This window comes from Rhizobium sp. BK316, assembly GCF_014193695.1.
Lineage (GTDB): Bacteria > Pseudomonadota > Alphaproteobacteria > Rhizobiales > Rhizobiaceae > Rhizobium.
The window spans coordinates 15442-36666 of sequence record NZ_JACHZR010000004.1 but is presented as its reverse complement, the minus strand read 5'-3'; the positions used below and the strand labels follow the sequence as shown (position 1 = coordinate 36666).

The 21225-nt window shown below is 62.9% G+C and carries 25 protein-coding genes; 5 read left to right on the top strand and 20 right to left on the bottom strand.

Going from position 1 to position 21225, the window contains the following annotated elements; all coding sequences use genetic code 11:
- Positions 1-33 precede the first annotated feature (33 nt).
- The 6 genes from FHT87_RS18965 to FHT87_RS18940 all read right to left on the bottom strand — a co-directional run bounded on the left by FHT87_RS18965 (position 34) and on the right by FHT87_RS18940 (position 4762).
- The gene (locus FHT87_RS18965; RefSeq protein WP_183804169.1) at positions 34-741 is read right to left on the bottom strand and encodes a DUF2807 domain-containing protein; all 708 of its coding nucleotides are present in this window, start codon (positions 739-741) and stop codon (positions 34-36) included.
- A 34-nt stretch (positions 742-775) separates the two neighbouring features.
- Complete coding sequence (locus FHT87_RS18960; protein ID WP_183735950.1) at positions 776-1348, bottom strand: DUF1700 domain-containing protein; 573 nt, start codon at positions 1346-1348, stop codon at positions 776-778.
- Complete coding sequence (locus FHT87_RS18955; protein ID WP_183735949.1) at positions 1345-1671, bottom strand: PadR family transcriptional regulator; 327 nt, start codon at positions 1669-1671, stop codon at positions 1345-1347. Before FHT87_RS18955 ends, FHT87_RS18960 begins: the two co-directional genes overlap by 4 nt.
- Positions 1672-1998: 327 nt before the next feature.
- Positions 1999-3078: an alpha/beta hydrolase gene (locus tag FHT87_RS18950; RefSeq protein ID WP_183804167.1), complete on the bottom strand. Its 1080-nt coding sequence runs from the start codon at positions 3076-3078 to the stop codon at positions 1999-2001.
- A gap of 32 nt (positions 3079-3110) precedes the next feature.
- Positions 3111-3578: a cyclophilin-like fold protein gene (locus FHT87_RS18945; protein WP_183804165.1), complete on the bottom strand. Its 468-nt coding sequence runs from the start codon at positions 3576-3578 to the stop codon at positions 3111-3113.
- Complete coding sequence (locus FHT87_RS18940) at positions 3575-4762, bottom strand: MFS transporter (protein ID WP_183804163.1); 1188 nt, start codon at positions 4760-4762, stop codon at positions 3575-3577. Before FHT87_RS18940 ends, FHT87_RS18945 begins: the two co-directional genes overlap by 4 nt.
- Positions 4763-4892: 130 nt before the next feature.
- Between FHT87_RS18940 and FHT87_RS18935 the strand changes: the two genes are divergently transcribed.
- Positions 4893-5786 (top strand): LysR family transcriptional regulator, encoded by an 894-nt coding sequence (locus FHT87_RS18935; protein WP_183804161.1) that lies wholly within the window; start codon positions 4893-4895, stop codon positions 5784-5786.
- 30 nt (positions 5787-5816) lie between these two features.
- On the opposite strand, the gene FHT87_RS18930 is transcribed toward FHT87_RS18935, so the two are convergent.
- Both FHT87_RS18930 and FHT87_RS18925 read right to left on the bottom strand, forming a co-directional pair.
- Positions 5817-5984 (bottom strand): hypothetical protein, encoded by a 168-nt coding sequence (locus FHT87_RS18930; protein WP_183804158.1) that lies wholly within the window; start codon positions 5982-5984, stop codon positions 5817-5819.
- Between the two features lie 56 nt (positions 5985-6040).
- Positions 6041-7279, bottom strand: coding sequence for an alpha-D-ribose 1-methylphosphonate 5-triphosphate diphosphatase (locus tag FHT87_RS18925; protein ID WP_183804155.1), 1239 nt, complete (start codon positions 7277-7279; stop codon positions 6041-6043).
- Between the two features lie 199 nt (positions 7280-7478).
- Here FHT87_RS18925 and FHT87_RS18920 point away from each other — a divergent pair, with 199 nt between their 5' ends.
- A complete protein-coding gene (locus FHT87_RS18920; protein WP_183804152.1) occupies positions 7479-8645 on the top strand; it encodes an MFS transporter in 1167 nt (388 codons plus the stop codon).
- Between the two features lie 225 nt (positions 8646-8870).
- On the opposite strand, the gene FHT87_RS18915 is transcribed toward FHT87_RS18920, so the two are convergent.
- Positions 8871-11306 carry an arylsulfatase gene (locus FHT87_RS18915; RefSeq protein ID WP_183804149.1) on the bottom strand — a complete coding sequence of 812 codons (2436 nt, stop codon included), beginning with the start codon at positions 11304-11306 and terminating at the stop codon, positions 8871-8873.
- 246 nt (positions 11307-11552) lie between these two features.
- On the opposite strand from FHT87_RS18915, the gene FHT87_RS18910 reads away from it, so the two are divergent.
- The gene (locus FHT87_RS18910) at positions 11553-12563 is read left to right on the top strand and encodes an AraC family transcriptional regulator (protein ID WP_183804146.1); all 1011 of its coding nucleotides are present in this window, start codon (positions 11553-11555) and stop codon (positions 12561-12563) included.
- A gap of 256 nt (positions 12564-12819) precedes the next feature.
- Here the strand turns inward: FHT87_RS18910 and FHT87_RS18905 are convergent, their stop codons facing one another.
- The 10 genes from FHT87_RS18905 to FHT87_RS18860 all read right to left on the bottom strand — a co-directional run bounded on the left by FHT87_RS18905 (position 12820) and on the right by FHT87_RS18860 (position 18506).
- On the bottom strand, positions 12820-13350 hold the full coding sequence (locus FHT87_RS18905; protein WP_183804143.1) for an AAA family ATPase: 531 nt from the start codon (positions 13348-13350) through the stop codon (positions 12820-12822).
- Positions 13351-13387: 37 nt separating this feature from the next.
- Complete coding sequence (locus tag FHT87_RS18900; RefSeq protein ID WP_183735941.1) at positions 13388-13789, bottom strand: type II toxin-antitoxin system VapC family toxin; 402 nt, start codon at positions 13787-13789, stop codon at positions 13388-13390.
- Positions 13786-14019 (bottom strand): AbrB/MazE/SpoVT family DNA-binding domain-containing protein, encoded by a 234-nt coding sequence (locus FHT87_RS18895; RefSeq protein ID WP_183735940.1) that lies wholly within the window; start codon positions 14017-14019, stop codon positions 13786-13788. Before FHT87_RS18895 ends, FHT87_RS18900 begins: the two co-directional genes overlap by 4 nt.
- A gap of 162 nt (positions 14020-14181) precedes the next feature.
- A complete protein-coding gene (arsK, locus tag FHT87_RS18890; RefSeq protein ID WP_183735939.1) occupies positions 14182-15357 on the bottom strand; it encodes an arsenite efflux MFS transporter ArsK in 1176 nt (391 codons plus the stop codon).
- On the bottom strand, positions 15354-16061 hold the full coding sequence (arsH, locus tag FHT87_RS18885; protein ID WP_183804140.1) for an arsenical resistance protein ArsH: 708 nt from the start codon (positions 16059-16061) through the stop codon (positions 15354-15356). The genes arsK and arsH overlap by 4 nt, the downstream gene beginning before the upstream one ends.
- Positions 16054-16482 (bottom strand): arsenate reductase (glutaredoxin), encoded by a 429-nt coding sequence (arsC, locus tag FHT87_RS18880; RefSeq protein WP_183804126.1) that lies wholly within the window; start codon positions 16480-16482, stop codon positions 16054-16056. Before arsC ends, arsH begins: the two co-directional genes overlap by 8 nt.
- Positions 16479-17186 carry an MIP/aquaporin family protein gene (locus tag FHT87_RS18875; RefSeq protein ID WP_183804123.1) on the bottom strand — a complete coding sequence of 236 codons (708 nt, stop codon included), beginning with the start codon at positions 17184-17186 and terminating at the stop codon, positions 16479-16481. Before FHT87_RS18875 ends, arsC begins: the two co-directional genes overlap by 4 nt.
- A complete protein-coding gene (gene arsN2 / locus FHT87_RS18870) occupies positions 17183-17626 on the bottom strand; it encodes an arsenic resistance N-acetyltransferase ArsN2 (RefSeq protein WP_183804120.1) in 444 nt (147 codons plus the stop codon). Before arsN2 ends, FHT87_RS18875 begins: the two co-directional genes overlap by 4 nt.
- Positions 17623-18153 (bottom strand): arsenate reductase ArsC, encoded by a 531-nt coding sequence (locus FHT87_RS18865; protein ID WP_183804117.1) that lies wholly within the window; start codon positions 18151-18153, stop codon positions 17623-17625. Before FHT87_RS18865 ends, arsN2 begins: the two co-directional genes overlap by 4 nt.
- Positions 18150-18506 (bottom strand): metalloregulator ArsR/SmtB family transcription factor, encoded by a 357-nt coding sequence (locus FHT87_RS18860; RefSeq protein ID WP_183804114.1) that lies wholly within the window; start codon positions 18504-18506, stop codon positions 18150-18152. The genes FHT87_RS18865 and FHT87_RS18860 overlap by 4 nt, the downstream gene beginning before the upstream one ends.
- A gap of 42 nt (positions 18507-18548) precedes the next feature.
- Here FHT87_RS18860 and FHT87_RS18855 point away from each other — a divergent pair, with 42 nt between their 5' ends.
- Both FHT87_RS18855 and FHT87_RS18850 read left to right on the top strand, forming a co-directional pair.
- Positions 18549-19073, top strand: a complete 525-nt coding sequence (locus tag FHT87_RS18855; RefSeq protein WP_183804111.1) for a DUF6428 family protein — start codon at positions 18549-18551, stop codon at positions 19071-19073.
- Positions 19074-19237: 164 nt separating this feature from the next.
- Positions 19238-19588, top strand: a complete 351-nt coding sequence (locus FHT87_RS18850) for a DUF2200 domain-containing protein (RefSeq protein WP_183735931.1) — start codon at positions 19238-19240, stop codon at positions 19586-19588.
- Positions 19589-19685: 97 nt separating this feature from the next.
- Here the strand turns inward: FHT87_RS18850 and FHT87_RS18845 are convergent, their stop codons facing one another.
- Positions 19686-21188: a PLP-dependent aminotransferase family protein gene (locus tag FHT87_RS18845; protein WP_183804108.1), complete on the bottom strand. Its 1503-nt coding sequence runs from the start codon at positions 21186-21188 to the stop codon at positions 19686-19688.
- Positions 21189-21225: the final 37 nt, after the last annotated feature.

Below are 21225 nucleotides of genomic sequence, written 5' to 3'. Positions count from 1 at the left end.
ACCGCAGCGGAGAGGTGACGAGCCGCCGCAGACCTACGGCATTTGCTGGATGCGGCCGCTGCCCCTGATCTCCGAGCGGCGCAGAACCGGGTTCCCGAACAGCTCGACATTGCCGCTGCCGGAAATAGAAACATCCGCGTCGGCCTGTGCCGTCATCCTGGCATCGCCGCTGCCGTAAATATTCACCTGCACGGATTTTGCAGTCAGATCCTGCATCCGTGCCGAGCCGGAGCCCGAAATGGTCAGATCGACCGCGTCGGCGGTTCCCGATGCGGAAGAGTTGCCGCTGCCTTCGATGCTCAACTGCAGCCTCGGTTGGTCGATCTGCGACAGGGTCAGATCGCCGTTGCCGAGCAATTCCCACTTGGTGATCGCCGGTCCCGACAGTTTGACATCGAGCGGAGATGCGAACCAGCCGGGCTCGCAATCCAGGCTCAGCTCGTCACCTTCGATGCGCACATGCTCGAGCAAGGCGGGGTTACCGCTGATGACGGCCTGCGCCTTATCGCCCGGCTGGTAATGGACCGAGGCGGCCGGCAGGTTGATGACCAGGCTGTCGCTTGCCGTGAAGGGCAGCGTGACCTGCTGGCGGTCGGAGGCGCTCGCCACGCAGGAGGCTTTTCCGCTCCACGCATGCAAGGCGTCTGTCCAGCCCGGCCCCGAGAGAGCCACGCCCAGCGCCAGAAAAGCGGCAGCGCCGATCAATCCGGTCGTTGCAAAGAATGCCAGTTTTCGAGCCATCGCCCAGTACCCTCCATGAGGTGTTTCGAACGTTTCAGACTTCCTGCCGGCCCAGCTGGGACAGGCGGAAATGCAGGCGGGCATAGTGGCCGAGCGCACGGATGCCCGCCCCCAATCCCATCAGAAGCAAAGCGCCCCCGCCAATGAGCACGCAGACGAGCCCGGCGCCGATGAACAGGCGCCCCAGGAAATCCGTCACGGCTACCATCGGCTGGAACAGCAAGGCGGTGACGATGATTTTCAAACCGACGGCACCGACGCCAACGAGGCCGATGGCAAGCCCGGCCGCCAGCAGGACCGTCAGAATGAGCAATGGCAGCAGCAGAAGAAGATCGACCACGGCGAGACCCGCGAGCGACATCGTTGCCGCAAGGAGATTGGACAGGGTCCAATTGTCCTCGAAACGCCGCAGCCCGATATCGGCCCTGAGCTCCCGGGCAATCCTGGCGGGATCGCCGAGCGCGGCGATGACCTCCGCTTCATTGCGGTTGCGGGCGGCGGATTCGGCGAAATGGGCCGCATAGTCGCCGACGATCTCCTCGACCTCCTGCGGCGGAAGACCGGCGAGCCCGCGTCTCAGCTCCTGCAGAAACTTGTCCTTGCTCATGATAAATCCTCAAGAAGTTTATCCACGCCGGCAGCAAAGGAGCGCCAGTCGCTGCGATGCGCCTCGAAAACCGTCTGGCCGAGCGGCGTCAGCCGGTAATATTTGCGGGGCGGCCCGCTGCTGGACTCGACGATGCGCGTGGCAACCAGCCCCTCCGTCTGCATTCGGCGCATCAGGGGATAGATCGTGCCCTCACCCATGCCCACGGCGGTAACGAGGGTGCTCGCGATCTCGTAGCCATAGCTCTCGCCTCGCGAAAGCACGGCAAGGACGCAGAGATCGAGCACGCCCTTCCGCAATTGGATCTGGATTGAATCGGTCATATCAGCCCCTGATTTGGGTCGAAGATATAGCAAGCTACCTTGTTATGCAAGGTATAGCTTGCATCAGATATATCCGACAGGGCCGCAGCGCCGATTATCGCTGCCAAAAAGGTCGATGGTGGAAAAGGCCGGGGAATGCGAGCCGCACGTGCCCGACTGCGCTGCTCCCGAGCGGCAGCAAGGTTTTGGTGCACCCGCTTTCGAAGAGATCGGGCACAGGTTAGGAGCAACCGGTCTGCTGCGCGATAGGCTTGAGCGATGTTCTTCGTCGCAGCATGCATCGGAGATGGCAGGGCCACGTCAAGCGCGGTCCTACCCAATGATCGCCTAAGCCAGATGCTGACCGAAGAACGCCGCGATCCGGTCGAACGGAATGATGTCCATGCGGTCGTAGAGATCGACATGGCTGGCGCCCGGAATGATCATCAGTTCCTTTGGCTCCGCCGCGGCGGCGAAGGCGGTTTCGCTGAAGTAGCGCGAATGGGCCTTTTCGCCGTGGATGAACAGGACCGGGCGCGGCGAGATCTCGGCGATGTAGGTCAGGATCGGCATGTTCATGAAGGACAGCGGTGTCGTCTGCGACCAGGCATTGCCCGAGTTGACCGCGCGCTTATGGTAGCCACGCGGCGTCATGTAATAGTCGTGGTAATCGACCAGGAACTGCGCTTCGCCACCCTTGAGTTCGTTGTAGGGCGGCTGGTAGGCGGGACTGCCGTTTTCCGCATCCGCCCAGCGCTGGCGGCTCAGTTTTTCGAGCGTCTGCGCGCGCTGCTCGGGTGTCACGCTGTCGTTATAGCCTTTGGACATGACGCGGGTCATATCGTACATGGTGCTGGCGACGACCGCCTTGACGCGCTTGTCCCCGGCAACCGCATTCAGCGCCATGCCGCCAAAGCCGCAGATGCCGATGACGCCGATCCGCTCGCGGTCGATTTCGGGCCGCAGACCGATGAAATCCACCGCCGCACTGAAGTCTTCGGTGTTGATGTCGGGCGAAGCGATATTGCGCGGCTCGCCGCCGCTTTCGCCGGTGTAGGACGGATCGAAGGCCAGTGTCGCGAAGCCGCGCTCAGCCATCGTCTGCGCATATAGGCCCGAAGACTGCTCCTTCACGGCGCCGAAGGGGCCGCTGACGACGAGAGCCGCCAGCGGTTCGCTGCCGCGGTCCTTCGGCAGGTACAGGTCGCCAGCCAAGGTGATGCCATAGCGGTTCCTGAACGATACCGTCTGGTGATCGACCTTGTCGCTTTCCGGGAAGGTCTTGTCCCAGGCGGCGGCCTGCGCCAGCACCGGGGTCGCCGCCGCAGCCGGCAGCATGCTCATCGCCGCGACGGCGGCGCCGGTCGCCTTCATCAGGCTCCGCCTGGTCGGGTTGAAGGTCTCGGCAGTATCGATTTGCTTGCTCATGGCAGGATCTCCTGTGTCATTGACGTCGTGGTTCATTGGATGCGTTCGATGCGCAGTGGAAATTGCCCGGGAACACGAAGCGCCTCGTAGCCGTCGTCGACGCGTCCCAGGCGCACGAGCCCCGGGTGCTTGTAGTCGGCATAAAACATCGCGAGGTTGCCCCAGGGCATGTAGTAACAGAGGTCGTAAGCCCGCTCGTTGCCGAATGGGCCGTGGCCTTCGACGGTGAGTTTGCGAGGGAGATAGGCAATCTTCTCGTTGGACCCGTAGTCGTCGATCTCGAGATCGAGCGGCAGCATCGACGCAAAGTCGCGGGCCGATGGATTGTCGTAGAGTGTCGCCGTCATCCTGTGTTCTGCAAATGTCAGCCTGATCCGCATGTCGGTCTTCTCCTGATCGTTGGGACCGCCCTGGCCGAAGCCGCGACCGGGGAGGATGAAGGCGGCCAGTGCCGCCGCCAGCAGCCGACGCCGACCCGGAAGCTGATATCGCGAGCTCATGAGGGTCTCCGCGTCACACGCCAAGCCGCAAAGGCTGCCAGCGAGGAGCCGCAGAGAAGCACGGCGCTGAGCGTGAAAGTGGACCACCAGCCGAGAGCGTCGAAAAGCAACCCGCCGACCGAGGCTCCCGCCGTGATGGCGAGCTGGATCACGGCGACCTGAAGTCCGCCGCCGGCTTCGGCCTCGTCGGCAAGAACACGGCTGAGCCAGGTGCCCCAGCCGACGGGTGCGGCAGTGCCGAGAAAGCCCCAGCCGACGAGAGCCGCAAAGACCGGCGCTTGCATGTCTCCCAGCGCGACCATGGAGAGAGCGAGGCAGGCCATGAGGAAGGGGATCGCGATCAGAATGCTGAACAGGCGATGTTCCAGCAGCCGGCCGATGAACCAGGTCCCCACTGCCCCGGCCAGTCCCATGACGAGAAGGACGAAGGAAAGAGTGCCGATGCCGACATGGGTGACCTGCTCCAGGAACGGCCTGACATAGGTGAACAGCGCGAACTGCCCCATGAAGAGCAACAGGATCGCAGCCATGCCCGCGGCGACCGGCGGACGCCCCAGCAGCCGGAAAACGTTCTGGGATTTCAGGCGGCTCCGGGATGGAAGCGCAGGCAGGCTGATCCACTGCCAGAGGAATGCGAGCAGTCCCACGGGAACGACGAGGAAGAAGGCGCCGCGCCAGCCGATATAGGCGCCGAGCAGGCTTCCGAGCGGAGCCGAGACGGTGGCAGCGATCGCGTTCCCCGCGTTCAGCAGGGCGAGCGCCTTCGGCACCTGGTCGAGAGAGACCAGACGCATCACGATCGCCGTCGACATCGACCAGAAGCCGCCGATGGAGATGCCGAGCAGCGCGCGCCCGAGCATCAGGATGGGATAGGACGGCGCGAATGTGACCGCGAGGCCTGAAACCACCAGAAGCATCGTCAGGCCGAGCACGACCACGCGCCGATCCAACCGGCGTGTGAGCGTGGCGATGAACAGGCTGGTCAAGACAGCTGATATGCCCGAGATCGAAATCGCCTGCCCCGTATGTCCTTCGGAAACGCCGAGATCGGCAGCGATCGGCGTCAGCAGGCTCACGGGCATGAATTCCGAGGCGATCAGCACGAAGACGCACAAGGTCATCGAAAAGACGGCGCCCCACGCCGCGCGGCTGCCGTCAATATCATCGTCGTAGGTCAGGGTCATCTGCGTCAATCCCGATCAGAACTTCGGTTTCTGCTTGTTGGGGCGGAAGATATTGCCGGGGGACTTTTCGGACAATCCATGCTAATCCGCATGGACTTATCTAAATCCAATATCAATCGAGGCGCCGACAATGCTGCGCGAGGACATGAAGGATCTGCTCTGGTTCCTGGAGGTGGCGAAGGAGCAGAGCTTCACCAAGGCGGCCGCGACGCTCGGCACCTCCCAGTCGACCCTGAGCTACACGATCAAGCAGTTGGAAGCCCGGCTCGGTGTGCGGCTTCTGACGAGGACCACGCGCAGTGTCTCGACGACGGAGGCGGGCGAACGCCTGTTTCAATCCCTTGCACCGCGCTTTCAGGAGATCGAGGCGGATCTGGCAAGTCTGGTCGCATTCCGCGACAAACCCTCCGGCACCGTGCGCCTGACACTATCCGACCATGCCCTGCAGATGACGGTATGGCCGAAACTGAGCCGTGTGCTGTCCGACTATCCGGACATCCGCGTGGAACTCTACAGCGACAACGGCATGCGCAACATCGTCGAGGAGCGCTTCGATGCCGGCGTAAGGCTGGGCGAGAGCGTCGACAAGGATATGATCGCCGTGCGGATCGGCCCGGATTGGCGTCTGCGTGCCGTCGCCTCGCCGGGCTACTTCTCCCGGCACGGCATTCCCCAAACGCCACAGGATCTGGTTGGGCATGTCTGCATCAACATGCGCCAGGTGACATGGGGCGGGTTCTATGCCTGGGAATTCGAAAAGGACGGGCGGGAGCTGCGGGTCAGGGTGGACGGACAGCTCAGCTTCAACTCCTCGATTTCCCAGATCGACGCGGCTGTCCAGGGATACGGGATAGCGTATCTCCCGGAGGATCTGGTCGAAGAGCACATCGCCAAGGGGCGGCTGCAGGCGGCCCTCGACGACTGGAGCGAACCCTTCGCCGGTTACCACCTCTATTACCCCAGCCGGCGTCAGATGTCTCCTGCAATGGCGGTTGTCGTCGAAGCGCTGCGGCATCGCAGTTGATCCTGCGGAGCCACCTCGCCGCTTGCGGCCTCATTCCTTCTTCGCGTCCTTCTCACCATCAGCCGCTTTCGGCTTACTGGGCGAACGAAGATTGTCGAAGCCCATATAATGGTCGGCGTCCGACGTGTTCCATTTGCCGGCCAGATAGATGATCGTTATGGCCGCCGCGAAGATGAGCAGGACATAGAGCGTTTCCATATCTGCGATGTAGCGCGCACGGATGATTTGGACAGCGTCCGGCGATTAGGCCGCTGTCAGGCCATTGCCAGCTCGCCGGCGGGTGCGGCGCGATAGGCTTCGCGACCGCCGACCCAGGTGCTCCGCACGGCGGGTGCAGCACATTCAGGCCAGTCGACCAGCACGAGGTCCGCCCGCTTGCCGGTTTCGATGACGCCGCGATCGGTAAGACCGGAGGCGCGCGCCGGATTGCCTGAGACGAGCGGCCAGAGCGCATGCAGCGGCGCCACGTCATCGGCCTTCAGCCTTGCGAGACCGAGCAGCATCGCCGGGTAATAATAGTCGGAGGCGAGGATGTCGCAGAGCCCTTCGCGGATCATGTCGGCTGCGCCGATCGAGGCGAGATGGCTGCCGCCGCGCGTGGCGTTCGGTGCGCCGAAGACGATGAAGTCGCCGGCATCGCGGGCAGCCCGCGCCACCCTTCTGTTCATCGGGAATTCGCAGATCCGCGCGCCGCGGGCGCGGAAGAAATCGCGCGTCTCGATCTGGCTGTCGTCATGCGAGAGCATCGGTGCACCCGAGGCCTTTCCGAGGGTTGCCACCTGCTCGATCGCATCGGGCACCTGCGGACGGCGCGCCCACATGCTGCGCACCAGCGCCACCATGTCCGCCACCGGAATTTTTGCCCGCTTGGCGCGTTCCGTCATCTTCTCGGCGAAGGCAGGCGTTTCGGGATCGACGACGGGGAAAGCCGGATCCAGATCGAAGGGCCGCTCCTGCAGCGGCGTCGACGGATGCAGCATCGCCATCGACGTGTGGTCGTTGAAGGCAATCGACGGCAGGCGCGGGCCGGCAAGCGCCTCGCGGATGAGGTCGATCGCCTCGAAGCAGAAGGTCTCCCAGCGCAGCTGCACGCGATTGTCCACCGTCAGCCGGGGCGTGAGCGCGTCGAGCGCCCGCACGATGGCATAGCCGGTCTCGACCGAGCGCAGCCCCGGCTCCCAGCTCAGCGTCAGCGCATGATAGGCGGTCGCAATACCGTTGGCGGCAAGCTGGCGGTCGGTTTCGAGCAGCGCGGCAGCGACCGGCAGCATCGTGCCCGGCCGCGGCATGACCTGCCGCTCGAAGGCATCGCCATGAATATCCACGAAAGCGGGGCCGAGCAGATGGCCGCGCCCGTCGACAATGTCGGCTCCGTCGCGCCGACCGTCGATACTGGTGATCCGGCCGTCTTCGATACGCACAGAGGCCGTCTCCAGACGGTCGCCGAATACAACGGTGGCGCCCTCGATGATCACTGCCGGATTGTTCTGCATGGGTCTCATTCCAGGAAAAAAGAAGGCGCGGCAGTCGAGTCACCCGACAATGTGCGCGCCATCAGCAGCTTCTAGCCAGCGTATATGACAGATTTGCCAACGTCGCTGATAAAACACCTCAAAAAGATCAAACATTTGAATAGCAGAAATCAACGGGACGCAATTGGTCGCACGGTCTGGCTCTGATACCAAGGAGCCGATGACCGCACGCCCGAAAACCTCGCTCCTGTTCATCCTGATCGCCAGCGGAACCGTTCTCGGTATTGCCGGGACCGATCTGGTGCTCCCGGCCGTCCCGAGCCTGCCGGGGCAGCTTGGAGGAAGCATCGAGCTCGCCCAGCTCGTACTGGCGGCTTACGCCTTCGGCACGCTGGTCGGGCTGCTCACCTTCGGCGAACTGGGCGCGCGGTTCGATCCGCGCAAGCTGCTGATCTGGTCGCTTGCCCTGTTCGGGATTGCCTCGCTCGCATCAGCGGAATCTCCTTCGATCGAATGGCTGATTGCCCTGCGCTTCGCCCAGGGTGCATTCGGCTCCGGCCCAGCCGTCTTTGCGCCCGGTTTCATCCACGGCCTCTATCCGCACGACAAGGCGGCAGCCGCCATGGGACGGCTCGGTTCCGTCGAGTCCCTGGCGCCGGCGCTGGCCCCGATTGCCGGAGCCTGGCTGCTGGAATTCGGAGGCTGGGAGATTTCCTTCGTGCTGCTGGCGGCCGCTGCGGCGCTGATATCGGCAGCCGTTTTCTTTCAGCGCGCCCATTTCCCGCGCCCGCAGCAGATGGAAGATCATCACAGCTATCTAGCCATCCTGAAGAATCTGGAATTTCTGAGCTATGCGTCGAGCCAGGCCCTGTCGCTCGGTGCGCTCCTCGTTTTCGTCTTCGGCCTGCCTGCCGTCCTGACCGGCCCGCTCGACAAGGGGATCGAGGATTTCGTCATCCTGCAGGTCTGCGGCATCGCCATCTTCATTCTATCAGCGAATTCTTCCGCGTGGCTCGCGGCCAAATTCGGCACGCTGAGGACGATCCGCGCGGGTACGGCGATCATGCCCTGCGCCTTTCTGGCAATCCTCGCCTATGCACTCACGGGCGCAAGCAGCCTTTACGCTCTCGTCCCGCTCTGGGCGGTCTTGAATTTCGGCTTCGGCATCCGCGGACCGATCGGTTTCCATCGGGCCATATCGGCTGCCCGCGGCGATCATTCGCGTGCCGCGGCCATCGTCATCGCAGCGATCCTCGGCATAGCGGCGCTCGGAACGACCGCCGTCGCTCCCTATATCTCCGTCGGTCTCTGGCCGCTGGCGATCACCGGCGCCGTGATCTCGACTTTCGCGCTGCTGTCGCTGGTGCCGCTGCGAAGCTTCGATTGAAGCCGCCACGGCCAAGTGGGCGGCTTCGGGCTGCGAAACTTCGAGAGCAGACATCAAGGTGGCGTGGGCATCGTCGCCACCTGACACAATGCCGACGTTCGAGCCCGATTTGCCATCGGGAGCTGACATTCAGCTCCTGATGCCGTCTTGACCTTTAAACAAGGAACAACAGCGTCTGTTGGTTTTCGACAGCCGTCAAAACTCCTTGCCGGCACCGTCGGCTTCCTACTTCCCGGACGATCCAAGATTGACCGTCAGCTTGTCGATCTTGCCGGTGAATGGGAACGGCACCTGATAGTCCTCGTCGTCGACCGACGTTCCGGTGTCGATGCCCACGTTGAACGTCTCGTCCCAGGCCGTCGTAATCGGCAGGCTCTTCGGCATGGGATGGCTGTCGATGACCACGCCGTCCACCTTCAAAGTGCCGGTGCCGCCTTTGCCGAGGCCCGGACCGTCGTACTTCCAGTCGAACTCAAGCATGTGCTTGCCGGCTGCGAGCGGCTCCTTGCCCTGCCACTTGACCCGCTCCAGGTCCACCAGGTTCCATGTGAACACCGGCCTGCCCTTCAGCAGGTAGAAGCCGTAGCCGGCGAACCGGCCGCCATCGGTCATCAGCACGCCTTCCCCGCCCTCCGGCACGTCGATCTCGGCGGTGACCGTGTAGGACTTGTTGAGCAGGCTCGGCGCCGAGCCTGTATCGGGGAAAGGCACGTTCATCACCCGGCCCGTATAGGTGAACTCGGTGCGACCAGGAGCGTAGCTGGGCTTCTCCGAGATGAACCTTTGAAGGCGCGTATCGTCGAGCGGGAAGACATGGTACTTCGCCGCTTCCATCATGAACAGCTGCTGCATGTCGCGCAGCTTGTCGGGCTCTGCGGCGGCCAGGTCGTGGTTCTGCGTCCAGTCGTTGTTGGTGTCATACAGCTCCCACTTGAAGCTGTTCATTACATCCGGCGAAAGCTGCTCCAGGGTGAGAATCCAGGGTGCCCCTGTCGGCGGCGCCGAAGCCATCCAGCCGTCGTGATAGATGGCGCGGGAGCCAAACATCTCGAAATACTGGGTCGTCCGGCGATCGGGAGCGTTCGCGTCATCCCATGTATAGGCCATGCTCACCCCTTCGATCGGCCGCTGCGCAACACCGTTCACCGAAACCGGCTCAGGTAGGCCCGCTGCCTCAAGGATCGTCGGCACGACATCGATCACGTGATGGAACTGGTTGCGTATGCCGCCGGCGTCCTTGATGCGCGCAGGCCAGGATATGGCCATGCCGTTACGTGTTCCGCCAAAGTGAGAGGCAACCTCCTTGGTCCACTGATAGGGAGTGTCCCAGGCCCAGGCCCAGCCCACAGCGTAGTGCGGGTACGTCTGGTCGGTGCCCCAGGCGTCGTAGAACTTCATGTTCTGTTCGACGGTCGGGTTCACGGCATTGGCGACGGCGTATTCGTTGAACAGGCCGTTGAGCGTGCCCTCGGGGCTCGCGCCGTTGTCGCCGCTGATGTAGATGACAAGCGTATTGTCGAGCTTGCCGACGTCGTCGATTGCCTGGATCACGCGGCCGATCTCGTGGTCGGTGTAGGCCAGATACGCCGCGTATATCTCGGCCTGGCGGATGAAGAGCTTCTTTGCATCGGCCGACTGCGAATCCCACTGCGGGATGGTGTCCGGCCAGGCCGTGAGCTCGGCGCTCTCGGGGATCACGCCAAGCTTCTTCTGATTGGCGAAGATCGTGTCCCTAAGCTTGTTCCAGCCCTCATCGAAGAGGTGCATTGCGCTGATCTTGTCCACCCATTCCTTGGTCGGATGGTGCGGCGCGTGCGTGCCGCCGGGCGCGTAATAGATCATGAACGGACGGTCGGGCTGAACGTCGTGCAGCATGTTGACGTGCCCGATCGCCTCGTCTGCCATGGCAGTAATCAGGTTCCAGCCGGGGTTGCCGACATAAGGTTCGATCGGCGTGGTGTTGCGGAACAGGTTGTTCGGCTGCCATTGGCTCGTGTCGTCGCCGATGAAGCCGTAGTAGTTGTCAAACCCCTTGACCGGTCCGGTCGGCCAGTTATGGAACGGGCCGGCCTGGGTGCCCTCCCATTGCGGTACGTTGTGGTCCTTGCCGTACCAGGAGGTATCATAGCCGTTCTGCCTCAGGATCTCGCCGATGGCAACGGCGTCGCGCGGTATGACGCTGTCATAGCCGGGATAGCCCGTCGCCTGGTCGACGACGACGCCGGTGGCCACCGAGTGGTGGTTGCGGCCGGTGAGCAGCGCGGCCCGCGTCGGCGAGCACAGCGCCGTGGTGTGCATCCTGGTGTAGCGAAGGCCTTCGTTGGCGATGCGGTCGAGGGCGGGCGTCGGGATCACGCCGCCGAAGGTGGACGGGGCCGAGAACCCGACGTCGTCGGTCATGATCAGGAGAATGTTAGGGGCGCCCTTGGGCGGGACGATCAGAGCCGGCCAGGACGGCGTCGACTGCGCGGCGTTGGTTTGAATGTCGCCTTTGAACGCCTGCGGCGGATTCGGCAGATATCGGCCGTCGACGGTCGTCGTCGCATGCGGCGAGCCCGCCGTTCCGGGTGCCTCCTGGGCCAATGCCGCCGCCGCGCTGAGCGCGAAGGCAGCACCGAGTGCTGTCGCCAGCAAGTAGTGCTTGGGTTTCGACCTCGACATCCGACCTCTCCTCTTCGAGTCGCAGCAGCGCATAGGATTTGGATTAGCCGCACCCTTGCACCCGAGTGCGTGGGGTGAGACTGCATGGCAGCAATGCCCCGTGCCCGCTGGCTCTGCCAATATCATCGGGCGTCAGGGTCAGATTTACTTGGACGATATCGTATAGAATGCAACCTTTACTTCCGTCTTGACAATTCGTGCCATCGACAGCTTTAATTCGGTCACATGCTTCCGGACGGGGGCACTATGGACGGGGGAATTACTGACCATTCGGCGAGCTTCAGGGTCGGCTCGTCTTTTTTGCTGCCCCAGCTCATCCGATCGCTGGGACATTCCCCTGAGGCTGTCTTCGAAGCCGCTGGTGTTGATCTCGCGCTCTACGACCACCCTGAGAACCGGATTGCCGTCGAAGATCTTGGCAAGCTCTTTGCGTGCTCGTCGCAAGCTACCGGGCGTCCCGACATCGGACTGCTGATTGCGGAAGACTTTCGCCCGCTCGGTCTTGGATTGGTTGGCGTTCTTGCCTCGGAGGGGCCGGATGTCAGGACGGCTCTCAATAACCTCGTTCGCCTGCTCCAGCACAACACCTTGGCCGGGTATCCGACGGTTTCGGTGAGCGGAAGGACGGCCGCCTGCGGATTCGATCTGAGGCATTCCGATTTTGCCGGAGCGAACTTCATCCTTGACGGCGCGATTGGCATCATCTTCCATTTGATGCAATGGCTCTGTGGTCCGTTCTGGTCGCCCGAAGAAGTCCATCTCAGCCGGCGCACGCCAACGAACCCGCGACCGTTTCAGGACTTTTTCGGCGCACCCATCCGATTCTCCGCCACTGAGGATGCCGTGCTCTTCTCCGCCGACTGGCTTGCCAGCCCGGTTGTTCGCGAAGAACACCGCCGGAAATCGAATTCTCCCGAAATCGCGGCCGCGCCTTTCTCCGAATTCGTCAGACGGCAGGTTGCGATCGGTTTGGGGTTCGGCCCAATGGATGCCCAGATCATTGCGAAGGAGCTCGGCATGTCCCGTCGCCATCTATTCCGGCGCCTGGCGGTGGAGGGCACGACCTGTCAAGAGGTCATCGACGATGTGAAATTCTCCCGCGCCCGCCATCTTCTCGAAGCGGGGGATGCGCCCATCGCCGACATTGCGTTTGCCTTGGGCTACCCCGACCAAAGCTCCTTTACACGGGCCTTCACGAGGTGGTCAGGCGCGCCGCCGAGCGCATGGCGCAAGCGGAACTGGCCCAAGAGTCCGTGATTGGCGCGGTGTAGGCTGCAGCTTCGTTGGATCGTTGCTACAGGATCGAGAGCTAAGCTATCAGCGCGGCTGGCCGCATCGGCGTCGACGTCGCCTGCGCGAAGGTCCGCTTCGAAGAAGCCTGATTGATGTCCGGAATGCGCAACCACGGGGGCGCGAAGCCGCCTTTTACGATCGGACCGTCGAATCATTGCTTCGGGCCGAAAGCAGCAAAGCTCCGCCGCCGCGATCGAACCGGACGACAGCCCGCCTCCCCTCAGCCGGCCGCTCCGCATTTCGACAGGATATCGTCGACGACGGAGGCGAGCGGCCGCGTAGCGTCGATGGTCGTCGCGTCCTTGGGAGTGTCTTCTTTCGTTGCATGCACCCGTAAGACCAGGTCTCGTTCGTCCGGTTTTCCGCCGAACTCGTCGTCAGCCCTGCCGGCAAGCCGCCTCTTCAGCGTCTCCGGATCGACGTCGAGAACGAAAACCCCATCGAAGAGATCGATGAAGCGATGGAAATTCCGCGAGCCGCCGCAGAAGAAGGAAATCGGGTGGCTTTTATCCGCCACGAGCGATTTGACTTTGTCGAGATGCCAAATGTGGTGCCTATGCCGAAAATTTATATCCAGACTATTCTGCGCATGCTCAGAGCTGACAAGCGCCTCGCCCGTCCGGGGATCGCCTTGATAAGCCAGTTCACGGTCGCCATGGATGACGTGGTAACCGCGCAGCTGCAGTTCGGTCGCGACCGAGGTCTTGCCGGTCCCGGAAACGCCTTCGATCAAATAATTCCTGATGCCCATTTCGCTCTCGTTCGGTAAACCGCACGCCCTTCAATCATCACGCTGGTGATATCAACTCGACGGTCGGGAAATAGGAGCGGTACCGGCCGACATCGCGCGTCAGGACCGGCAATCTCTGAACCGCAGCATGCGCGCCGATGAGAAAATCCGGCAGGACACCGGTACGGGACCCGCCAGCGCGGCGATACTGCGTGAACGCCTTTCCTGCCAGAAACAACGCGGCACGCGGAAAAGGCGCCAGGATCAGTCCCGCTTCGTCGATAAAGGCATCCAGCTCCTCGATGCGCTCGTAGCGGACGGCGAGCTCCGCATAGATGATATCGTTGATGAGCAATGGACCCACGAGACTGGCCGCTTCGAGCTGGTCTATCGACCAGTCGGCCCAGACCGGGTCGTTCGTTACGAGGTCGAGCAGCACATTGGTATCGACAAGCGTCACGCATCACCGCGGGTGAGCGCCATGATCGCATCCGTGGTGAGGCCCTTCCCGGCATGTCCGCGAAGCTGCTCGAAGCGGCTCGCCGGCTTTTTCCTGTCAGCCCGCGTCAGCACCACGCTGCCATCTGCAGCCCTGTGAAAGTCGACCTTGCTTCCAGGCGTGATCCCCAGGAATTCGCGAACCGCTTTCGGGATCGTCACCTGCCCTTTCGCCGTTACCGTCGTGCTCATGATCGCAATCCTGTAATACCGCTCCACAATCAGGTATTACTTTTTGCCTCCGGTTTCAAGTTCAGGTCATCAATCGGCCACCTGCAATGGAATGCACCCGGCCGACAGAAATCCGGCGGAGGGACCTTCCCTTTGCCGGAAGCACTTCCGGCGGGGCTGCGGTCATTGCAACAGCGCGAGAGAAGATAAAGCGATGATGGAAAGCCCGCCGAGCGCGGCCACGATGCCGAGCGACGTTGCGATGCCCAGATTCTCCATCGCGAAGGCCAGCACGAAGGGCGCGAGCGCTGACAGGATCAGCCGCGCCGCCATCATCTTGCCCTGCAGCTTGCCGTAGCCCTCGCTGCCGAAAAGATGGAGCGGCAAGGTGCCGGTGACGATGCTGAGCAGGCCGTTGCCCATGCCGAAAATGATGGCGAAAACCATGGCGCCCGGTACGGATGGGGCCGAGAACAGCAGAACCAGCACGCCGCCTGGAATGAGCATCGCCGCGATGACGGCCAGATGGAGCGGCGGCAGGTTCTTGCCGAAGATCATGTTGATCAGCCGGCTACCGACCTGCGACGGCCCGAACAGCGTGCCGACAAGCGCGGCTGTGGCGCCAAGCCCAAGTCCCGAGAGCAGCGGCACCAGGTGCACCAGCATGGCAGAGCTCGACAGCGACATCAGCGAGAAACCCGCAACCATGATCGCAAAGCCGAGCCGGCGGCGTTGCGGCGGCAAACGTCCCACCACCGGCGGGGCAGCGGCCGATGCGACGGCCCGGCGCGCGGTTCCGCTGCGCGACAGCCACGCGTGAACAGGCAGGCAGATGGCAAGGTTGAGGAAGGCGAAGACAAGATAGACGTTCTGCCAGCTGAGATGTGCATGCAGCGCCGTGGTGATCGGCCAGAAGATTGTCGAGGCGAAGCCGGCAATCAGCGTCAGATAGGTGATGCTGCGGGAAGCGACCTGCGGGCGGATCTGCACGAGCAGCGCAAAGGCGGCGCCGTATTGAACGAGATTGGCGGAGACCTCGATGGCGATCAGCGCGGCAACATAGGCGGCCTTGTTGGGGGCGAAAGCGCAGGCGGTCAGCGCAACGGCCGCCGCAAGAGAGCCTGCTGTCATCACCCTGCCCGCGCCGATCCTGTCGAACAGCACGCCCAGCCACGGCGCCGTGAGGCCGCCGACCAGAAGAGCGGCAGACAGCGCGCCGAACACCCATTCGCTCGACCACAAAAACTGCGCGGCCATGTCGGGTGCGAGGATGCTGAAGCTGTAATAAAGCGTGCCGTAGCCGATGATCTGCGTGACGCCGAGCGCGGCGACGGCAGCAAGCGGAACGCGTTCACTCATATGGATTTCAGGCTCACGCGTTGCTCCAGTTTCTGAGCTTCCTCCTTCCGCTCGCTGTAGCGATCTGTGAGGTAGCCGGACGCGTCGCGCGTCAGCCAGGTGAACTTCACCAGTTCTTCGCAGACATCGACGACGCGATCGTAATAGGACGAAGGTTTCATGCGGCCGTCGGCGTCGAATTCCTGGAATGCCTTCGCCACCGACGACTGGTTCGGGATGGTGATCATCCGCATCCAGCGGCCGAGGATGCGCAACTGCCCAACCGCATTGAAAGACTGCGAACCCCCGGAGACCTGCATGACGGCAAGCGTCTTGCCCTGCGTCGGCCTGATGGAACCGACCGATAGCGGAATCCAGTCGATCTGCGCCTTCATGATGCCGGTCATTGCGCCGTGGCGCTCGGGGCTCACCCAGACCTGACCTTCGGACCATTGCGACAGTTCGCGCAACTCCTGCACCTTGGGATGCGACACGGGAGCATCGTCCGGCAGCGGCAGGCCTTGCGGATCGTATATGCGCACTTCGCAGCCGAAATGTTCGAGCAGCCGCCCCGCCTCCTGCGCAAGCAGGCGGCTATAGGAAACGGCGCGAAGCGAGCCATAGAGGATCAGGATGCGCGGCTTGTGCGTCGAGAATGGAGGCCGCAGCGCCCCGAAATCGACCTGGCGCAGATGTGCCGGCGAAGCAGCAGGCAGATCAGACAATGCGCTTGCCCTCGGCGTCGAGCACCTTCTCGCCGTCTTCCTTGGTGAAAGCGCCCTTATGTGTATCCGGCAGGATATCCAGAACCACCTCCGAAGGACGCGAGAGGCGCGTGCCGGAAGGCGTGATGACGAAGGGCCGGTTGATCAGGATAGGATCTTTGAGCATGGCGTCGAGCAATTGCTCGTCCGTCAGGGATGGATTGTCGAGGCCGAGTTCCATGTAGGGCGTGCCCTTTTCGCGGATCGCCTGCCGCACCGTCAGGCCGGCATCGGCAATCATCTTCACCAGTTCTTCGCGCGACGGCGGATTTTTCAGGTATTCGATCACGGTGGGTTCGATGCCGGCGTTCCGGATCATCGCCAGCGTGTTGCGCGACGTGCCGCAGTCGGGGTTGTGGTAGATCGTAACGTCTGTTGTCATGGGGTGGGTTCCGTCTCTGTGAGGGTTTGGGGATTGCGGGCGTCCATCAGCAGCCAGCCGACGAGCATCATCGCCAGCAAGGCGCCGACGACTTCCGCGACGATGAAGCCCGGCAGATCGATCGGGCGGATGCCGGAGAATGTGTGCGTCAGCGATCGGGCAATCGCGACGGCCGGATTGGCAAAGGACGTGGATGCCGTGAACCAGTAGGCGGCGGTGATATAGAGGCCGACCAGCCATGCCACGGCATCGGCGCGGAAGCGGATGCCCGAGAGGATCACGAAGACGAGGCCAAAGGTCGCCGTCACCTCCGCCAGCCATTGCGCGCCGCCTGACCGTATCGTGTCCGAAGCCTGCAGCAAAGGCAGGGCGAACATGCCATGCGCCAGCATCGTGCCGGCAATGCCGCCAAGGATCTGCGCGGCGATGTAGGCCGGAACCGAAGCGGCCGGCAATTCGCGGCGCAGCGCAAAGACCAGCGAGACGACCGGATTGAAATGCGCGCCCGATATCGGACCGAGAACAGTAATCAGCACGACGAGGATCGCACCGGTCGCCAGCGTATTGGCAAGCAGCGCCAGCGCCGTATCATCCGTCAGACCGTCGGCCATGATGCCCGAGCCGACGACGGTTGCCACCAGCAACAGCGTGCCCAGAGCTTCGGCGGCCAGCCGCCGTGACAGCGGAAATATCTGCGCGCTCATGCCGGCAGGCTCCGGACCATCAGGGCGGCGGATGCCGGGCACAGGCTTGCCGCCTGCCGCGTCGTCAGGATGGCCGCCGGCGCTTCATCGCGGGCAATGGAACGAAACCCGAGCGCCTGAAAGAAGGGAGCGACGGTATCGGTCAACAGATAGGCGGCGTCGGCGCCTTTCATATGCGCCTCATCGAGTAGGCTCAAGGTGATCGCCTGGCCGAAGCCGAGGCCTCGACGATCGGATATCACGACGATGGAACGCAGAAGCGCGCACTCTCCGTAGAGCTCCAGTCCGCCGAAGCCGACAGTCTCGCGATCATGCGAAAACCGGTAGAAGCGTCGGCCGGCATCTGTGAGGTCATCGACCGGAAGCCCGGCACCTGCGAGCGCCGCGCGCAGGTCATCGTCTTGCCCTTCGACGGCTTGTTGGTTCAGCTCGATGGTCATGCGACGCCCGGCTTCCGCGAGGTTGAGCCGTCCATCGCGCCGATCTGGCGCAGGTGGGCTTCCAGTGCGAGCTTGTCGATCGAGGCGAGCGGCAGGCTGACGAAGGCCATGATGCGGTTCTTGAGGAAGCGTGCCGCCTGCGCGAAAGCGCGGCCTTTCTCCACATCGCTGCCATCGACGGAAGCAGGGTCTTCCACGCCCCAATGGGCCGTCATCGGATGACCGATCCAGACGGGGCAGGCCTCGCCGGCAGCGCTGTCGCAAACCGTGAAGATGAAATCCATTTCCGGTGCGCCGGGTTCGGCAAACTCGTCCCAGCTTTTCGAGCGGAAGCCCTCCGTCGGATAACCGAGGGCGGCAAGTTCCTTCAGCGCCAGCGGATTGACCTCACCCTTCGGCTGGCTGCCGGCCGAATAGGCCTTGAAACGGCCCCTCCCCTCGATATTGAGGATGGACTCCGCCAGGATCGAGCGGGCGGAATTGCCCGTGCACAAGAACAGCACGTTATAGATACGGTCAGCGGTCATTGCAGCTTCTCCTCCATTTTTGGTGTGCAGCAGGCAGCAACCTCCGCTGCCGGTGCGCAGATTTCCGGATGCCCGGCACAGCAGTCTTCCATCAGGAAGCGCACGAGACCGCCGAGCGCATCATAGTTGGCCGAATAGATGATCGATCGGGACTCACGCTGTTGGTTGATGAGGCCGGCACGTTCCAGCTCTTTCAGATGGAAAGAAACATTCGAGGGCGACACGTCAGCCTTTTCGGCGATCGCGCCTGCCGACAGGCCGCCAGGGCCTGCAATCACCAGCATTCGCACGATCTGGAGTCGGGTCTCCTGCGACAGGGCGCCGAAGGAAATGAGAGCTTGACGCTGATCCATATTTCAATAATCCTTGAATCATTGAAACGAGGATTAGCGCAAATGAACGCCATCGACAACAGCAAAATGCGCAAGGACGATATCTGCCTCGGCGATCTCATGGGAGTGCTTTCGGCAGCCAGGGATTGTCAGCTGGTTTTCTATTACGACGGACGGCCGGTGAAGCCGGGCTATCACGTCACCGAGGTCAAGGCAGGCCAGTTCTCGGCGCTCGACTGCGGCGCCAACCCGGAGGCCTGGACGGAGATTTTCATTCAGCTCTGGGACATCGACGAGGATGACCGCACCCACATGCCCGCCGGCAAGTTCCACGCCATCATCCGCAAGGTTACCGAGCACGTCAGGCTCGACGACACCGCCAGGCTGACCTTCGAAGTCAGCGACGGTGTGCAGCCGATGCAGCTCTATTGCGCGGCGATGCCAACGCTGCACGCCGGCGCAGTGCATGTCGAGCTCTCCCCGCGACCCGCAAGCTGCAAACCGCGTGACCGGTGGCTCGCCGAGCAGGCGCAGGCCGCCGCCTGCTGCGGATCGGCGACCGCTGCGAAATGCTGCGGCCAGTCCTGACGACCGCTTCGGGCCGCCCCGAAGACGTGCGTACTCGGCCTGTCCAAGGCGGCATCAGCACGTGTCCCACACAAAGATCCGGCGGAATCGCGCCGCAAAGGGTGACACGACGCGGCTCTCGGCTATCTTCCACCAAGGAAGATCTGAAACCCTTGGGAGGAGGCATGACGAAGCATCGTATCTATTCCGTCAGCGTTGCGAGCGTTTACCCCCACTATGTCGCCAAGGCCGAAAAGAAGGGACGCACCAAGGCGGAGGTCGATGAGATCATTTGCTGGCTGACGGGGCACAGCCCGGAAAGCCTGGACGATCAGCTGACGCAGAAGACCAGCTTTGAGGATTTCTTTGCGCAGGCGCCTGCGATGAACCCTTCCCGATCGCTGATTACCGGTATCGTCTGCGGCGTGCGCGTCGAAGACATCGAGGAGCCGACCATGAGGGAGATCCGCACCCTCGACAAGCTGATCGACGAACTGGCCAAGGGAAAAGCGATGGAGAAGATCCTGCGGGGGTAGCGATGCCGATACTCCCGAATCAGAAAAGTTCCGAAGGTTCGCTTTGGAGGAAGGTTGGAGCCCGCCGCCTTAATAAATGCTCGGTTCTGCAGCCCCCTCACCTTACCGTCAAAAACGTCCCACCCGCAAACACCTCTGCAAGCACCCGCGTCCCCATATCCGCCTCCTCCTCCGAAAGCCCGGAAAACCCGAGCAGCAACCGCGACCGATCCATCGAGACCACATTCATGCGCGACAGCGGCATCACCACCACGCCCTTCCTCAGCGCCGCAGCGGAAACCACCGTGTCGTCGTCCCAGCCGCCGGTGCTCCTGACAGTGAGATTGATGCCCTGATCCGGCAGCAGCACCGCCAGATGCTCCGCCAACCGTTCCCCCAGAAACCCCGCCAGCATGTCGCGCGAGGCCCGAAGCCGCTCCCTGAGCCGCCGCAGATGCGCCGGAAAATAGCCCTCCTCCAGAAAATCGGCGATCACCCGCTGCTGGAAGCTCGGCGGGCAACGGTCGACGGCGGGGCGCACGGCGCGGAAGGCAGGCACGAGATCGGCGGGGACCACGAGATAGCCGATGCGCAGGCTCGGCAGCAGCGCCTTGCTGAAGGTGCCGGTGTAGAGAACGCGGTTTGCCTTGTCGAGGCCGTGCAGCGAGGCGATCGGGTGGCCTTGATAGCGGAATTCGCTGTCGTAATCGTCCTCGATGATCCAGCAATCGTTCTCCTCGGCATAGGAAAGCAGCCCGAGACGGCGCGAGAGCGACAGCACCGAGCCGACCGGATACTGGTTGGAGGGCGTGACGTAGAAGGCGGCTGGCGGCGGCAGCGTTCCGCCCAGCAGACGGGAGATATCGATGCCGTCAGCGTCGACCGGCAGGCCGACGACATCGATGCCGTTCAGGACGAGGCATTGCCGCGCCGGCGGATAACAGGGATCTTCGACGACGGCCGTATCGCCTGGCGTCATCAGCACGCGGAAGGCAAGGTCGAGCGCCTGCTGCGTACCCGCCGTGATGAAGATCTGGTCGGGGCTGCAGCGCACCCCGCGCGAGACAGCAAGATGGGCGCTGATCGCTGCTCTCAGCCGCAAGTCGCCCTGGATGTCGCCATAGCCTTCGAAAGCATAGTTCATATGCCCTGCGGCGATGCGGTTCAAAAGCCGCGCCGTGCGCTCGTCATGGGCGATGCGGCCGGTGACGAATGGCAGGGCCTTCTGCGGCTCCAGGCTCGGCCCGCGCGTCAGGATATTGATGGCGGCGGCCGACACGCTGCGGCGGATGGTTTGCGCGCTGGCGGCATCCGAGGGATCGATCCGCGTCGCACCTTCGGGAACAGAAGAGGCGATATAGGTGCCTGAGCCGTGACGGGCGACCGCAAAACCCTCCGAAATCAGGATTTCATAGGCTTCCGCAATGACGCCGCGCGAAATGCCCCATTCCGCTGAGGCAAGCCGCGTCGAGAGCAGTCGCTGTCCGGCGGCTAGCCGCCCTTCCGCTACGGCATTCCGTAACGAGAGGTAAAGCTGCCGCGGCAAAGGTGCCGATGACGACGGATCGAGATCAGGCCGGAAAGAAGCCGATGGCGCTTCGCGTCTTCTCGTCAGCGTCATGAAAGCTCCCCACCCCCAATAGCCGGTACAAGTGGCT

Coding starts and splice junctions, on each gene's coding strand:
- FHT87_RS18965 (WP_183804169.1), bottom strand. CDS start 741: ATGGCTCGAAAACTGGCATTCTTTGCAACGACCGGATTGATCGGCGCT.
- FHT87_RS18960 (WP_183735950.1), bottom strand. CDS start 1,348: ATGAGCAAGGACAAGTTTCTGCAGGAGCTGAGACGCGGGCTCGCCGGT.
- FHT87_RS18955 (WP_183735949.1), bottom strand. CDS start 1,671: ATGACCGATTCAATCCAGATCCAATTGCGGAAGGGCGTGCTCGATCTC.
- FHT87_RS18950 (WP_183804167.1), bottom strand. CDS start 3,078: ATGAGCAAGCAAATCGATACTGCCGAGACCTTCAACCCGACCAGGCGG.
- FHT87_RS18945 (WP_183804165.1), bottom strand. CDS start 3,578: ATGAGCTCGCGATATCAGCTTCCGGGTCGGCGTCGGCTGCTGGCGGCG.
- FHT87_RS18940 (WP_183804163.1), bottom strand. CDS start 4,762: ATGACCCTGACCTACGACGATGATATTGACGGCAGCCGCGCGGCGTGG.
- FHT87_RS18935 (WP_183804161.1), top strand. CDS start 4,893: ATGCTGCGCGAGGACATGAAGGATCTGCTCTGGTTCCTGGAGGTGGCG.
- FHT87_RS18930 (WP_183804158.1), bottom strand. CDS start 5,984: ATGGAAACGCTCTATGTCCTGCTCATCTTCGCGGCGGCCATAACGATC.
- FHT87_RS18925 (WP_183804155.1), bottom strand. CDS start 7,279: ATGCAGAACAATCCGGCAGTGATCATCGAGGGCGCCACCGTTGTATTC.
- FHT87_RS18920 (WP_183804152.1), top strand. CDS start 7,479: ATGACCGCACGCCCGAAAACCTCGCTCCTGTTCATCCTGATCGCCAGC.
- FHT87_RS18915 (WP_183804149.1), bottom strand. CDS start 11,306: ATGTCGAGGTCGAAACCCAAGCACTACTTGCTGGCGACAGCACTCGGT.
- FHT87_RS18910 (WP_183804146.1), top strand. CDS start 11,553: ATGGACGGGGGAATTACTGACCATTCGGCGAGCTTCAGGGTCGGCTCG.
- FHT87_RS18905 (WP_183804143.1), bottom strand. CDS start 13,350: ATGGGCATCAGGAATTATTTGATCGAAGGCGTTTCCGGGACCGGCAAG.
- FHT87_RS18895 (WP_183735940.1), bottom strand. CDS start 14,019: ATGAGCACGACGGTAACGGCGAAAGGGCAGGTGACGATCCCGAAAGCG.
- arsK (WP_183735939.1), bottom strand. CDS start 15,357: ATGAGTGAACGCGTTCCGCTTGCTGCCGTCGCCGCGCTCGGCGTCACG.
- arsC (WP_183804126.1), bottom strand. CDS start 16,482: ATGACAACAGACGTTACGATCTACCACAACCCCGACTGCGGCACGTCG.
- FHT87_RS18875 (WP_183804123.1), bottom strand. CDS start 17,186: ATGAGCGCGCAGATATTTCCGCTGTCACGGCGGCTGGCCGCCGAAGCT.
- arsN2 (WP_183804120.1), bottom strand. CDS start 17,626: ATGACCATCGAGCTGAACCAACAAGCCGTCGAAGGGCAAGACGATGAC.
- FHT87_RS18865 (WP_183804117.1), bottom strand. CDS start 18,153: ATGACCGCTGACCGTATCTATAACGTGCTGTTCTTGTGCACGGGCAAT.
- FHT87_RS18860 (WP_183804114.1), bottom strand. CDS start 18,506: ATGGATCAGCGTCAAGCTCTCATTTCCTTCGGCGCCCTGTCGCAGGAG.
- FHT87_RS18855 (WP_183804111.1), top strand. CDS start 18,549: ATGAACGCCATCGACAACAGCAAAATGCGCAAGGACGATATCTGCCTC.
- FHT87_RS18850 (WP_183735931.1), top strand. CDS start 19,238: ATGACGAAGCATCGTATCTATTCCGTCAGCGTTGCGAGCGTTTACCCC.
- FHT87_RS18845 (WP_183804108.1), bottom strand. CDS start 21,188: ATGACGCTGACGAGAAGACGCGAAGCGCCATCGGCTTCTTTCCGGCCT.